Below are 13,612 nucleotides of genomic sequence, written 5' to 3' on the forward strand. Positions count from 1 at the left end.
ACCCCGGACATGTCCGGGGTTTTCTATTTCACGGTTGCACTTATAGCGAGCTACTGTATAAAACGCCCCTATAAACCGCGCCATCTAGCAAGAGGATCCCGGCCGTGGAAGAAATCATCGAACAACTGCGTGAAGCCAACGAACCGGTCCCGGTTCCTTTGGAGCTACCTGACGAAGACCTGCTGGTGGAAATCGAGGAACAACTGTTCATCGACATCCCCTTTGTCTTCCGTGAATTCTTGCTGACCGTCAGCGACGTAGTCTATGGCAGCCTGGAGCCAGTGACCGTCACCGACCCGCAGTCCCACACTTACCTGCCGGACGTTGCGGCCAACGCCTGGGATGCCGGTGTTGATCGCAGCCTGATCCCGATCTGCCAGGACGGCGACGACTACTACTGCGTCGAAGAAGACGGCACCGTGGTGTTGTGGTCCGCCGAAGAAGAATTGGTCACCGAAGAAACCTGGGAATCGGTGTGGCACTGGGCACGGGACGTCTGGCTGGAAAGCTGATACTTGATAGCTTTTGTGGCGAGGGAGCTTGCTCCCGCTGGGCTGCAAAGCAGCCCCCGCCAACGCCAGTCAGTGTTCCGTATCCTTGTGGTTGTCCAGCGTCTCCAGCAACGCAACCTGCATCCGCGTATGCACACGGATAAACCAGCGCCAGAGCACTGCAGCCACCGCCGCCGTGACCACGGCAATCAACACCAGCAACTTGTTGGTCGGCAGAATACTGGCCGACAAGGCTGCCAATAGCAGGAAGATCACCAGCAGCGACAAGAGGGGGATCAGCTCCGCAATCACCCTTCGCACACGCTGGGTATGACGCCCGGCCATCTCTGGCTTCACGCTCATCTCCGCCAGCAGCATCGACAGCGCCTTGAGCTTGCGATACGCCGCAATCAGAAACGGCAACGACACTAGCAGCGCCCCGCCCCAGATCAACGCCTTCTGCCAGCTTTGATCGCTGACCCAGCCTTCCAGATACCCACCGATGCGCCCTGCGAAAAAGCTGCCGGCAAAGAAGATTGCGATCACCAATGCCAGGTTTACCCCGACTTGCAGGATGATCTTGCGGATCATCGCGGCCAACATCGCCCCCTCGCCCTGGGGCTGAATGCTGCGCAACCATTCTCCATACATGCCGAACACTCGGCTCATTCGCGTGGGCATCAGTGCGGCGATCTTCAATGATAGCGGGTCGGCCCCGCGAATCAGGTAGGGCGTCAGCAGTGTAGTGATCGCCGAAACGGCCACCGCCACGGGATACAGAAAGTCGCTGGTGACCTGCAGGGTCATCCCCAGCGCCGCGATGATGAAAGAAAACTCGCCAATTTGTGACAGCCCCATACCAACCCGCAGCGAGGTGCGACCATCGTTGCCGGCGATAAACGCGCCCAGCCCGCACGACAGCATCTTGCCCAGCACCACGGCCACGGTGATCACCGCAATGGGCCAGGCGTATTGCAGCAGAATCTGCGGGTCGATCATCAAGCCAATCGCCACGAAGAAAATTGCGCTGAACATGTCGCGAACGGGCTCGATCAGGCCCTCGATCTTAATCAACTGGCGGGATTCAGCCATGATTGCGCCGATCAAAAAGGCCCCGAGCACCATGCTGTATTCCAACTTCACCACCAACAGGCAGAAACCGAAGCACAGCCCCAATACAGTGATCAGCAGCATCTCGTTGCTTTCAAACTTGGCCACATAAGCCAGCAGGCGCGGCACCAGCAAAATACCAATCACCAGGGCGACAATCATGAACAGCGAGAGCTTGCCGACCGTGGAGAACACCTCGCCGGAGCTGACCGTGCCACTCACCGCAATGCTCGACAGCAACGCAATGATGCCGATACCCAGGATGTCCTCCACAATCAGCACGCCGAAAATCAGCTGGGCGAACCGCTGGTCTTTCATCTTCAGGTCGTTGAGGGCCTTGACGATAATGGTGGTCGAGGAGATTGCCAGGATCGCGCCGAGGAACAGCGAGTCCATAGTGCTCCAGTCGAACCAGCGGCCGATCTCGTAGCCGATCCAGATCATCAACACGATTTCCAGGAACGCCGCGATAAACGCCGTGGCCCCTACCTTGAAAAGCTTGCGCAGGCTGAATTCCAGGCCCAGGCAGAACATCAGGAAGATGACCCCCAGCTCCGCCAGGGTCTTGATCGTGTCTTCATCGTGGATCAGGCCAAACGGCGGGGTGTGGGGGCCGATAATGAAGCCGGCAACGATGTAGCCCAGCACCACCGGCTGCTTGAAGCGGTGAAACAGGATAGTGACCACCCCTGCCACCAGCATGATCACGGCCAAGTCCTGGATAAAGCTGATGGCGTGCATGGCGAGGGGCTCCTTGAGGGTGCCGGCGCTTTTCCCACTTCCGGCCGCGCCTTTGAAGGATCGGAAAAGTCTGCCTTGATCGTAAGAAAAGCCCTGAGAAGGGCTTTTGAAGGGTAACACCGCGACTTCTGCTGGAAAGCCGGTGCAATATATGGAAACAGATCGCTGCGCGCGTGACGGCAAGCCGCCTGACGGCGTCCCGTTAGGGATGGCGCTGCAAAGACTTTGAGTACCCGCAGAGGTGCCTCCCCTCAACCAATGCCTACAACCCGTGAGTGTGCTATGGAACCCGGAAACGCCCAGCTGTCGATGACGGTACTGATGACCCCTGACATGGCCAACTTCTCTGGCAATGTGCACGGCGGCACGCTGCTCAAGTACCTCGACGAAGTGGCCTACGCCTGCGCCAGCCGTTATGCCGGTCGTTATGTGGTCACGCTGTCGGTGGACCAGGTGATTTTTCGCGAGCCGATTCATGTCGGTGAGCTGGTGACCTTCCTGGCGTCAGTCAACTACACCGGCAATACGTCGATGGAAGTGGGCATCAAGGTGGTGACCGAGAATATCCGCGAACGCTCGGTGCGCCATACCAACAGCTGCTTCTTCACCATGGTGGCCGTGGACGACCAGCGCAAACCTGCCGCCGTACCGCCCTTGCAGCCGCAGAACAGCGAGGACAAGCGCCGCTTTGTGCAGGCTCAGCAACGTCGGCAGATTCGCCAGGAACTGGAAAAGCGCTACCGGGAAATCAAAGCCGACGCGCCGTAAACTCCAAGCGGCGAATCAACTCAAAAAAATGTGGGAGCGGGCTTGCCCGCGATAGCAGTGGTTCAGTCGACATCGCTTTGACTGAGATACCGCCATCGCGGGCAAGCCCGCTCCCACATTGGGTTTTGTGTGCTTACAGGCTGATCGGTGTGGCTTCGAAGCGCACACGAGGGTGGGCAATACGGTCCTGGGCCCGCACCAGTTCCAGTTCATAACTGGCGCAGGCCTGGGTTTCCAGCAGCACTTCATGCACGGCCGCAGCGGTGAACTCAAAAGCGGCCACCAGGCTATCCCCCAACAGTACCCGCGCCAGGAACAGCCCGGACGTCAGGTCGCCCACGCCCACTGGCTGACGCGGAAACGCCAGCAGGGGCCGACGCAAGTGCCAACTGCCGTCGGCCGTCACCAACAGCATTTCAAACCCTTCTGGCAGTTTGCCTGGGTAATCCAGGTGCTTGACCAACACAGCCTTGGGCCCGCGCGCCAGCAAGGCCTTGGCCATCGCCAGGCAATCGAACAGCGATTGCGGCTTGCGCCCGGCAAAACTGTCCAGCTCCAGTTGGTTGGGGCACAGGAAGTCCGCCATGGCGGCAGCCTCATCCAAGAGGAAATCGCTGACCTCCTGCGGCACGATGCAACCCTTTTCCGGGTGGCCCATCACCGGGTCGCACAGGTACAGCGCCTTGGGGTTGATCGCCTTGATGCGTGCCACACCGCTGAGGATGGCACGGCCCTGGTCTGCACTGCCCAGGTATCCGGACAGCACCGCATCACAGTTGCCCAGCTCGCCAATCGCGGCAATACCCTCCACCAGCGCAGGAATTTGCAGCGGCGCCAACACTTCGCCCGCCCACTGTCCATACTGTGTGTGGTTGGAAAACTGCACCGTGTTGAGCGGCCAGACATTCACCCCGACCCGCTGCATGGCGAACACGGCGGCGCTGTTTCCGGCGTGGCCGAAGACCACATGAGACTGGATCGCAAGCAGGTGAGGTGTACGTTTCATGCGGGAGATTTCCGTAAAACCGTTGAATTTCTGGCCGAGCAGTATGCGACTAAACGCAGCCTGTACGACAGACCGGCGACACAGTTAAGCTGCGCTCACTTTGTTGGAGTTCATGGAATGCTGACCCTGGGAAACATCTTCGTCTTGATGCTGCTGGCCACCGGCGCCGCCTGGGTTTGGCACAACCACGGCTTGCGTGAACGGGCGTTGGCGCGGGTCAAGCAGCATTGCGCCAAGCTCGATATCGAGCTGCTCGACGGTGCCGTGGCGCTCAAACGCATCGGTTTCGTCAAGGATGCCAATGGCCGCCGACGCCTGGCGCGCATCTATAATTTCGAGTTTACGGTGACCGGCGAAACCCGGCACGCCGGGGTCATCACCCAATTCGGCGCCCACAGCGCGCAGATCGAACTGGCGCCCTACCCGTTCGAAACCAAGGAGCCGCTGCCCAGCGCCGAGATCATCGAATTGAGCCAGTGGCGCCAGGACCACGCCAGCAAGAAACATCAGTAACGGCAGGCTGCCAGGGCGCTTTGCAATGCGGCCACGTCCTGTGGTGCGCTGAAGATCAACTCAACACGTGAATCGCGCCGCCAAGCGCTGGGTTGCCAGTGCAGTGGGCTGTTATCCACAGCGTTGGCGGACACCCAGCCGTCAATGCTGTGGATAACCAATTTGGCCCGGCACCAGCCCAAACTCGATAGCCACTGATGCAGACGGCTAACATCGAATCGCTGGCTTGGGTGCCAGCGCCAGCCGATACTCCAGCCGCCATCCTGGCTCTGGCTCAAACAGATCGGCAGCCCAGGGTCGCTCCAGATCGCCGGCATTTGCCCCACTGCTTCAGGCACCGCAAAGTTATCCACAGCGCTTTGGGCCTGTGCTTTCAAACCGGGCAACCGGTCGAGTGGCAATTGCGCCTGGCGTGTCCAATGGCGCGGGCAATCGGGTAATTGCGCTTCGATCGCCTGACGTTGCGTGGCAGTCAGCGTCTCGTCCTTGTTCAGCACCAGCAGGCCGGCACTGGTCAACGCCTCCTGCTGTGCCTGGGGCAACGGCCTGCCCGCCGCCAACGCCTGGGCATCGAGTACCAGCACACAAGGCTGCACGGCCAGCACGTTTTGCCATGGCGCCTGCCGCAGTTGCTTGAGCAATTGCGCCGGATGGCCCAGGCCTGAGGGTTCAATAAACAGCCGGTCCGGCTTAGCCTTACGCAACAAGCGGCCCAGCCCTACCTGGAACGGTGCGCCGTTCACACAACACAAACAGCCGCCTGCCACCTCGCCCAGGGCGATACCGTCATCGTCTTGGGTGAGTAAGGCTGCATCCAGGCCGATCTGGCCGAACTCGTTGATCAGCACCGCCCAGCGCTCGTTGGCCGGGCGCTGGGCAAGCAGGTGCTTGATCAGGCTGGTCTTGCCGGCGCCCAATGGCCCGGCAATCACATGGGTAGGAATGTTCTGCAGCATAAGAGGCATGGTTCAGGCCGTTTAGAGCGTTTGATCCTACGCGGTTATGCCAGCCAATCCAGCGTCAGGATCAACCGTCGCTCATCGGCCTTGAGCGCCGGCGAACGATGGATCAGGCCGTGCCCTTCATTGCCGTGCCATTTGGTGCCTTTGAGCAGCGCCACTTCACCGCAGTGGATCTGCTCGATGCGCTCAGTGGGCTCGGCATCCGCCTGGCCCAATGTGCGCCGGTCCATGACGCCTTCACGCAACCATTGGCTACCGATACCGGCGTAGGTGGTGATCAGCCGAACCGGCACGTGATCGACGTGAAAGCGCGGGCACATGGCCTTGTCCAATAGCCGTAAACGCACGCCGATGCGCTTGGCGCCCAGCAGACAGGCGAATGCACTGACCAGCCACGACACATCGGCGATAAACCCATCATAGCCTTCAAGATCGTGACAACTGGACGCCAAACCTTGCAAGTTCGGCACGCAGTCTTCGCTAACCAACTCGACCACCAAAGACTCGGCCAACGGTTCATTGAGCGCCACCAGCAAAGCGCCAAACTCAGCGATATGCAGGGGCAGTTGGCGCTGCCAGATGGCCAGGTTGACGCCGTCATTGAGGATATCGGACAGCGCCAGCGGCGTTTCCCCATGTGTCTGGCGGATGACGGGGCGCAGGGGAATGACCGGGGCCAGCATCAGGCGACCTGCTCATACCAAGGGCCAAACGGGTCGGGCAACTGGCGCCAACCTTCGACGCCCAGGGCCATTTCTTCATCGTTGAGCAAGCAGGCGTCCAACTCGGTACGCATCTGGACAAAATCGATGTTTTGCCCGATAAACACCAGTTCCTGACGGCAGTCACCCGTGCTCAACTGCCAGTTAGTCATGATCGCCGCCACGCTTTCTTCGTCCTGAGGCCACTGGCTTTTCGGCACAAACCGCCACCAACGCCCGGCAAACCCATGACGCATCAGCCCGCCCGCCTGGGACCAACTGCCCGCATCCTGATGTTTGCTCGCCAACCAGAAGAAACCCTTGGAGCGCAACAGCTTGCCGTTGACCCAGGGGCGGTCGATAAAGTCGAAAAACCGCTGTGGATGGAAAGGCCGGCGCGCACGGTAAGCCGTGGACGCTATGCCGTATTCTTCGGTTTCCGGCACATGCTCACCGCGCAATTCCTGCAACCAGCCCGGGGCCTGGGCGGCGCGTTCGAAGTCGAAACGGCCAGTGTTGAGGATCTTGTTCAGCGGCACTTCGCCCATGACCATCGGGATGATTTCCGCCTGGGCGTTGAGGCGCTCGAGGATGGCCATCAGTTCTTCGCGCTCGCGGCTGCTGATCAGGTCGATCTTGCTGATCAGGATGACGTCGGCGAATTCGATCTGTTCGATCAACAGGTCGGTGATGGAACGTTCATCCTCCTCACCGAGGGTTTCGCCCCGTGAAGCCAGGCTTTCTGCAGCCTGGTAGTCGAGCAGGAAATTCATACCGTCGACCACAGTGACCATGGTGTCCAGGCGTGCAATGTCGGCTAGGCTTTGCTCGTTTTCATCGCGAAACGTGAAGGTTTCGGCCACGGGCAAAGGTTCGGAAATACCGGTGGATTCGATCAGCAGGTAATCGAAACGACCTTCTTTGGCGAGTTTTCCCACCTCTTCAAGCAAGTCTTCACGCAAGGTGCAGCAAATGCAGCCATTGCTCATCTCCACCAGTTTTTCTTCCGAACGATTGAGCGTGACATCACGCTGCACCTCGCTGCCGTCGATGTTGATCTCACTCATGTCGTTGACGATCACCGCCACCCGCAGGTTGTCGCGGTTGCGCAGGACATAATTGAGCAGCGTGCTTTTACCGGCGCCGAGAAAGCCGGACAACACGGTCACAGGGAGACGATTGGGCATCAGGTATTCCTCATCAAGGTTGGCCGGTCAAACTGCCCGTTTATGGCGTTCGCGCAGCTCTTCACGTTCTTTGGCTTCGATACACAAGGTGGCGGTGGGGCGCAGCAGCAGGCGTTGCAGGCCGATGGGTTCGCCGGTTTCACGGCACCAGCCGTATTCGCCACGGGCCAGCAATTCCAGGGCATCGTCGATCTTGTCCAACAGCTTCTTTTCGCGCTCCAGCAGGCGCAGTTGCCATTGGCGTTGCTCTTCGGCACTGCCGATATCCGCCAGATCGCTGTTGGTTTCCTGCTCGCGCAGCGCCTGGAACTCTGCGTCGATACGGGCTTGCAGGTCATCGCGCTGAGCCAGCAGCAGTTCGCGGAAGAAGCGCTGCTGGGCCTCATTCATGTAGTCGGCCGCTGGTTGGGCCAAAAGGTCGTGTTCGGTCATGGAAGCGGTTCGCGGGTCGGGCTGTGCATTTATGTTATAGTATAACAATACAAATAAGCCAATCCCTCTTGCTCGCCGCGACGAAGGGCGCAATGCTGGGTCACCTTCTTACGCTGAGAAACCCGATGAGATACCTGCTGTGCGCCCTGCTATTGGCAGCCGCCGGGCCTGCCTGCGCCCAGGCACCCAGCCTGTTGGCCAAGTGCACACGCAGCGCAAACCTGCTGGCGTGTGTAGACCCGTTGGGCAATGCCTATAGCGTGGCAACCGTCGGCAGCACCACTTACTTGCGCGGTTTCGAAGTGATCGGCAAACGCTATTGGGCGCAGACCAACAGCCGTTATGGGCAACTGACGTTTTTTACCGGGTTGGCATCGGATGGCGAGGCGTGGGTCGGCTACACGCGGCGCGTAGGCTGGACCACCATCAATCGGTTTTCCAGCTCTGGGGGCGCCAGCGCCAAGTTCACCTGCAGCCGAATGACCGGCTGTTAGGCCTGGCTGTTTTTCTGCGCCTGCACCCAGGCCATGTAGCTGTTCATGGGTGGGTTCTTCTGGAAGTAACGCTTGAGTCCTTCGAAAAGGCCATCCGCCACCGCCTGTTGATGGCGCGCCGTCACCAGCCGCTGGGCATCCCGAGGGTTGGAAATGAATCCCGTCTCCACCAGGATCGAAGGGACATCCGGTGACTTGAGCACGGCGAACCCAGCCTGCTCCACCCGTTTCTGATGCAGGCTGGTGATGTTTTGCAGGCTGCCCAATACCGAGCTGCCCAACTGCAGGCTGGAGGCGATGGTCGCGTTCATCGACATGTCGAGAATCACTCCGGCCAGCATCGGGTCCTTGTCCTTCAGATTGAGCAAGGTGGTGGCGCCCAGCAAGTCGGCGCCATTTTCGCGCTGGGCCATGAAACGCGCTGTGGCCGAGGTGGCGCCGCCTTCAGACAACGCATACACCGAGGCGCCCGACGCGGTCAGCCGTGGCGCGGCGTCGGCATGTACCGAAATAAACATATCGGCCTTGTGCTGACGGGCGATGTCCACGCGCTTACGCAGCGGCACGAAGAAGTCGTCGTTGCGCACCAGTTTCACGTCAAAACCCTTTTCGCGTTTCAAGCGTTTAGCCAGTAACTGGGCGATGGACAGCACCACATCTTTTTCGCGCTGGCCCTTGGAGCCGATGGCGCCGGGGTCTTTGCCGCCATGGCCGGGGTCGACCACCACGATGATGTCGCGCTTGGGATGCGCCTTGTCTACCGGCGCCACCAAGGGTGCTGGCTCAGCGGCGATTTGACGGGGCGCACGGGTCGCGTTGGTCAAGTCCAGCACCAGGCGATGGCCTTGTCCCTCCTGCGGCGGCAACACGAAACTGTTGAGCTGCATGGGCTCGACCAGGTCCAGCACGATGCGCGTGTCGCTCTGGCCGAAATGCCCGGAACGGATCGAGGTAATCCCACTGTTCTTCAACGCCAATTGGGAAAAGTCGCCGCTGAGCCCGGCGCCACTCAAGTCGATGATCAATCGGTCAGGTGAGGTTAGGGAAAAGGTCTTGTATTGCACCGGGCCGCTGAGGTCGAACACCAGGCGCAGCTTGTCGTCTGAGCGCCACAGGCGTGCATTGCGAATCTGCGTGGCGTGAGCCCCCAAAGGCAAGGCAAACAATGGGCTGACCAGCAGCAGGTTGAGGAGCTGACGTCGGTGCATGGCATATACCGCAGATAAAGGAGCATCCCTACTCGACGTGACTGAACAAAGGCAGGTGCAGAAAATTCATCGTAGCTCGTATTGTTATACTATAACATGTCGAATTATTTCCAACGATGGACCTGCTTATGAATGCGCTGACTCTGCCGGATATCGCCGCGCAGGCTTCACGCCAAGCCTTGCCACTCGACTGGGTGGGGATGCGCGGCATCGCCTTGCCAATCCTGATTGACGGTCAACACCTGACCGCCACCGCTGATGCGGGCGTAAGCCTGGACGACGGCACGGCCCGTGGCATTCATATGTCACGCCTGTACCTGGCTCTGGAAATGCTCGATCAACAGCCGCTGACATCTGCACTGCTGCGTAATGTACTGCAGCGTTTTCTCGACACACATGAAGGTTTATCTAAGAACGCTTACCTACGCATCCACACCCAGCTGCTGCTTAAACGCCCTGCCCTGGTCAGCCCATTAGCCGGCTGGAAAACCTACCCCGTGAGCATCGAAGCGCGCCTGGAAAACCAGATGTTCCACGTGGAACTAAAAATTGACGTTACTTATTCGTCAACCTGCCCTTGCTCCGCCGCCCTCGCCAGGCAGCTGATTCAGCAGCAATTTGTGGATGATTTCGCCAATACGCCGTTACAGCATGAAGCGGTGCTGGCCTGGCTCGGCAGTGCCAACGGCATCGTCGCCACACCCCATAGCCAGCGCAGCAGCGCGCAGTTGCACGTCCAGTTGCAAGGTACTGACCTGCCGATAGTCGGCTTGATCAACGCTGCCGAAGCCGCGCTCGGCACCGCCGTACAAACCGCGGTGAAACGCGCAGACGAACAAGCCTTCGCCCTGGCCAACGGGCAGAACCTGATGTTCTGTGAAGACGCCGCTCGCCGCCTGAACATCGCCTTGAAACGCTCGGATGCCATCAAAGCCTTCCACCTCCAAGTGATCCACGCCGAAAGCCTGCACGCGCACGATGCCGTGGCTGAAAGCCGCTGGACGAGAGACTTTGCATGATCACTTGTAACTCTTTGCGCTGGGGCGCCCCCGGGCAACCGCTCACCCCGGCACTGGATTTGACCCTGGAAAAAGGCAGCCTCACCGGCATCATCGGCGCCAATGGCACAGGCAAAAGCAGCCTGCTCAAGGTTATTGCCGGCCTGCAAAAACCGCTGGCGGGAAAGGTCATTGTGGATGTTCCACGCCGTGGCGGCCTGGCCTTCTTGCCCCAGCAGCAACACTTGGACCGCCAGTTCCCCATTAGCCTGCAAGAGCTGGTCGCTGCCGGTTTCTGGGGCATCCAACACACCGCGCAACAACGCAGCCAACGCCTGCAAGCGGTACTCGAAGACTGGTGCCTGACTGGCTTGGAACACCGACCGTTGATGGCATTGTCCGGCGGCGAATTGCAGCGCGCCCTGCTGGCACGCATGAGCCTGGCCGACGCACCCGTCCTGCTGCTCGACGAACCTCACGCAGCTCTCGACGAGGATGGCCAGGCGCTGTGCTGGAAACACATCCACGCCTGGCACAACGAAGGCCGCACCCTGGTGATCGTCTGCCATGACCTGGCCTCCGTGCGTCACCACACCCAGCACGTACTGCAGATCAAAAACACCGGCTGCGTATTCGGCCCCAGCAAAGAGCTGATCCGCCCGCAACCGCAGATGCAGGTGGCCTGAATGCACTTCACTGCCCACTTATGGATGCCGTTTCATGAGTTCGTCTTTATGCGCCGCGCACTCCTCGGCGGTTTGGTACTGGCTTGCAGCACCGCGCCGCTAGGAGTGTTTCTGATCCTGCGGCGCATGAGCCTGATCGGTGATGCGGTGGCCCACGGCATCCTGCCCGGTGCCGCCCTGGGTTTCTGGTTCGCTGGCCTGAGCCTGCCCGCGCTGACCCTCGGTGGCCTGGGTGCAGGCCTGAGCATGGCCGGCCTGGCCGCGTGGATCACCCGCCGCACCGGGCTGCGCGAAGACGCCAGCCTCGCCGCCATCTACCCCATCTCTTTGGCCGCCGGGGTGCTGATCCTGGGCCTTGCTGGCAAGCGCCTGGACCTGCTGCACCTGCTGTTCGGCTCCGCCCTGGCCGTGGATCAAACCACCCTGACCGGCATGCTCTGGGTCTCGGGTTTCAGCCTGATCGCCATGGCGCTGATCTACAGACCGCTGTTGCTGGACACCCTCGACCCGCTGTTCCTGCAAACCGTCAGCCGCCTCGGCCCCCTCGCCCATGGCGTGTTCCTGACCCTGGTGGTGCTGAACCTGGTGATTGGTTTCCAGGCCATCGGCGCGTTGATGGTGGTTGGCTTGATGATGTTGCCGGCCATCGCCTCACGCTTCTGGAGCCGACGCCTGCCGGTGCTGATTGCGGTATCGGCGCTGCTGGGCTGCCTGTCGGTGTGGTTGGGTCTGCTGCTGTCGTTCTACTACTCACTGCCCAGCGGCCCGGCGATCGTGCTGGTGGCGGGCGCTGGGTATTTGTTGTCCGTGGTGTTCGGTCCGGTGCACGGTTTGTTGCGCCGCCCGCCTTTGCTCACATCCCAATGAGGTGTTCCGATGCGCGCTCTACTCGTGCTGTTCAGTCTGCTGCTGCCGGTTTCGATGGCTCACGCCGCCGACAAACTCCAAGTAGTCACCAGCTTCAGTATTCTCAATGACATCACCCACCAGATCGGTGGCGAGCATATCCAGATCAGCAACATGGTCGGCCCGGACGCCGACGCCCATACCTATGAACCCACGCCGGATGACGCCAAGGCATTGCTCAAGGCCAAGGTCATCATCAAGAACGGCCTGGGTTTCGAGCCGTGGCTGGACCGCCTGGTTACCAGCACCGAAACCAAAGCAACGGTGGTCACCGCCAGCAAAGGCGTGATTTCCCACACCATGGACGAGGATGGCGAAACCATTCCCGACCCGCACGCCTGGCACAACCTGGCCAATGCCGAGATTTATGTGAGCAACATCACCAAGGCCCTGGTGGCCGCCGACCCGGCCAACAAGACCGCCTACCTGCGCAACAGCCAGGCCTACCTCAAACAAATCCATAGCCTGCTGGAAGAGGCCAAGGCCAAGTTCGGCGCCCTGCCACCGGGTAACCGCCGCATCGTCACCTCCCATGACGCCTTCGGCTACCTGGGCCAGGCCTATGGCATCCAGTTCCTCGCGCCCCAGGGCTTGTCCACTGAACGTGACCCTTCGGCCGCTGAAGTTGCCGCACTGATCACCCAGATTCGCAAGGACAAGGTCAAAGCCGTGTTCATGGAAAACATCAAAGACTCGCGCCTGCTCAAGCAGATCGCTGACGAAAGCGGCGCACAGATCGGCGGCACGCTGTACTCCGACGCCCTCGCCGCAGAAGGCCCGGCCAGCACCTTTATCGGGCTGTTCGAATACAACCTCAACACCCTGTGCGCCGCACTGAGCCAGCCATGATCCGCAAAAATCCTTCCGGCGACCTGCCGGTGATTGCCGAATCGGCCTACGTCGACAAGACCGCGATCATCTGCGGCAAAGTCATCATCGGTGAGAACGTGTTCGTCGGCCCTTACGCCGTGATCCGCGCCGACGAAGTGGATGCCAGCGGCGCCATGGACCCGATCACCATCGGCGCCAACTCCAACATCCAGGACGGCGTGGTCATCCACTCCAAATCCGGCGCAGCAGTGACCATCGGAGAATTCACCTCCATCGCTCACCGCTCCATCGTCCACGGCCCCTGCACAGTGGGCGACCGCGTGTTTATTGGCTTCAACAGTGTGCTGTTCAATTGCGCCGTGGGCGATGGGTGCGTGGTGCGCCACAACTCGGTAGTCGACGGCCGCGACCTGCCCGCCGCTTTCTACGTGCCCTCCACCACGCGTATCGGCCCCAACACCGACTTGTCGCACTTCCCGCCGGTGAGTGTCAGCGCCTCGGAGTTTTCCGAAGACGTGGCACGCACCAACGTCGACCTGGTGCGCGGCTACAAAGCCCTGCAAAACGAGTTCTGAACC

The 13,612-nt window shown here is 60.3% G+C and carries 16 protein-coding genes; 9 read left to right on the forward strand and 7 right to left on the reverse strand.

The features are described from left to right. Positions 1-104: 104 nt before the first annotated feature. Positions 105-512, forward strand: a complete 408-nt coding sequence (locus JMV15_RS07150; protein ID WP_014720555.1) for an SMI1/KNR4 family protein — start codon at positions 105-107, stop codon at positions 510-512. Positions 513-581: 69 nt separating this feature from the next. Here the strand turns inward: JMV15_RS07150 and JMV15_RS07155 are convergent, their stop codons facing one another. Next, positions 582-2,342 carry a cation:proton antiporter gene (locus JMV15_RS07155; RefSeq protein WP_014720556.1) on the reverse strand — a complete coding sequence of 587 codons (1,761 nt, stop codon included), beginning with the start codon at positions 2,340-2,342 and terminating at the stop codon, positions 582-584. A 282-nt stretch (positions 2,343-2,624) separates the two neighbouring features. On the opposite strand from JMV15_RS07155, the gene JMV15_RS07160 reads away from it, so the two are divergent. Next, positions 2,625-3,110, forward strand: a complete 486-nt coding sequence (locus JMV15_RS07160) for an acyl-CoA thioesterase (RefSeq protein WP_003195747.1) — start codon at positions 2,625-2,627, stop codon at positions 3,108-3,110. A gap of 133 nt (positions 3,111-3,243) precedes the next feature. Here JMV15_RS07160 and pdxY read toward each other — a convergent pair whose 3' ends face one another. Continuing rightward, complete coding sequence (gene pdxY / locus JMV15_RS07165) at positions 3,244-4,116, reverse strand: pyridoxal kinase PdxY (RefSeq protein ID WP_038452032.1); 873 nt, start codon at positions 4,114-4,116, stop codon at positions 3,244-3,246. A 117-nt stretch (positions 4,117-4,233) separates the two neighbouring features. Between pdxY and JMV15_RS07170 the strand changes: the two genes are divergently transcribed. Further along, positions 4,234-4,629 (forward strand): DUF3301 domain-containing protein, encoded by a 396-nt coding sequence (locus JMV15_RS07170; RefSeq protein ID WP_003195752.1) that lies wholly within the window; start codon positions 4,234-4,236, stop codon positions 4,627-4,629. On the opposite strand, the gene JMV15_RS07175 is transcribed toward JMV15_RS07170, so the two are convergent. The 4 genes from JMV15_RS07175 to dksA are packed head-to-tail and all read right to left on the reverse strand — an operon-like array spanning position 4,623 to position 7,911. Further along, a complete protein-coding gene (locus JMV15_RS07175; RefSeq protein ID WP_014720558.1) occupies positions 4,623-5,585 on the reverse strand; it encodes a CobW family GTP-binding protein in 963 nt (320 codons plus the stop codon). The two genes, JMV15_RS07170 and JMV15_RS07175, sit on opposite strands and share 7 nt — an antisense overlap. Before the next feature lie 44 nt (positions 5,586-5,629). Next, positions 5,630-6,274, reverse strand: coding sequence for a DUF1826 domain-containing protein (locus tag JMV15_RS07180; protein WP_014720559.1), 645 nt, complete (start codon positions 6,272-6,274; stop codon positions 5,630-5,632). Next, positions 6,274-7,479 carry a zinc metallochaperone GTPase ZigA gene (gene zigA, locus JMV15_RS07185; protein ID WP_019818158.1) on the reverse strand — a complete coding sequence of 402 codons (1,206 nt, stop codon included), beginning with the start codon at positions 7,477-7,479 and terminating at the stop codon, positions 6,274-6,276. Before zigA ends, JMV15_RS07180 begins: the two co-directional genes overlap by 1 nt. Before the next feature lie 27 nt (positions 7,480-7,506). Then, positions 7,507-7,911 carry an RNA polymerase-binding protein DksA gene (dksA, locus tag JMV15_RS07190; protein WP_003195761.1) on the reverse strand — a complete coding sequence of 135 codons (405 nt, stop codon included), beginning with the start codon at positions 7,909-7,911 and terminating at the stop codon, positions 7,507-7,509. Positions 7,912-8,036: 125 nt separating this feature from the next. Here dksA and JMV15_RS07195 point away from each other — a divergent pair, with 125 nt between their 5' ends. Further along, a complete protein-coding gene (locus tag JMV15_RS07195) occupies positions 8,037-8,405 on the forward strand; it encodes a hypothetical protein (RefSeq protein WP_019818159.1) in 369 nt (122 codons plus the stop codon). Here the strand turns inward: JMV15_RS07195 and JMV15_RS07200 are convergent. Continuing rightward, positions 8,402-9,613 (reverse strand): N-acetylmuramoyl-L-alanine amidase, encoded by a 1,212-nt coding sequence (locus JMV15_RS07200; protein WP_019818160.1) that lies wholly within the window; start codon positions 9,611-9,613, stop codon positions 8,402-8,404. The genes JMV15_RS07195 and JMV15_RS07200 overlap by 4 nt on opposite strands. 128 nt (positions 9,614-9,741) lie before the next feature. Between JMV15_RS07200 and folE2 the strand changes: the two genes are divergently transcribed. From folE2 to JMV15_RS07225, 5 genes are read left to right on the forward strand one after another with little or no spacing between them, the layout of a single operon-like run. Beyond that, positions 9,742-10,632, forward strand: a complete 891-nt coding sequence (gene folE2, locus JMV15_RS07205) for a GTP cyclohydrolase FolE2 (RefSeq protein WP_019818161.1) — start codon at positions 9,742-9,744, stop codon at positions 10,630-10,632. Next, positions 10,629-11,297, forward strand: a complete 669-nt coding sequence (locus tag JMV15_RS07210; RefSeq protein ID WP_019818162.1) for a metal ABC transporter ATP-binding protein — start codon at positions 10,629-10,631, stop codon at positions 11,295-11,297. Before folE2 ends, JMV15_RS07210 begins: the two co-directional genes overlap by 4 nt. Continuing rightward, positions 11,298-12,164 (forward strand): metal ABC transporter permease, encoded by an 867-nt coding sequence (locus JMV15_RS07215; protein ID WP_014720565.1) that lies wholly within the window; start codon positions 11,298-11,300, stop codon positions 12,162-12,164. It begins immediately after the preceding gene. 9 nt (positions 12,165-12,173) lie between these two features. Then, a complete protein-coding gene (locus JMV15_RS07220; RefSeq protein ID WP_019818163.1) occupies positions 12,174-13,052 on the forward strand; it encodes a metal ABC transporter substrate-binding protein in 879 nt (292 codons plus the stop codon). Further along, the gene (locus JMV15_RS07225; RefSeq protein WP_054916971.1) at positions 13,049-13,609 is read left to right on the forward strand and encodes a gamma carbonic anhydrase family protein; all 561 of its coding nucleotides are present in this window, start codon (positions 13,049-13,051) and stop codon (positions 13,607-13,609) included. Before JMV15_RS07220 ends, JMV15_RS07225 begins: the two co-directional genes overlap by 4 nt. Positions 13,610-13,612: the final 3 nt, after the last annotated feature.

Origin of the sequence: Pseudomonas paracarnis (genome assembly GCF_904063055.1) — a bacterium.
Lineage (GTDB): Bacteria > Pseudomonadota > Gammaproteobacteria > Pseudomonadales > Pseudomonadaceae > Aquipseudomonas > Aquipseudomonas paracarnis.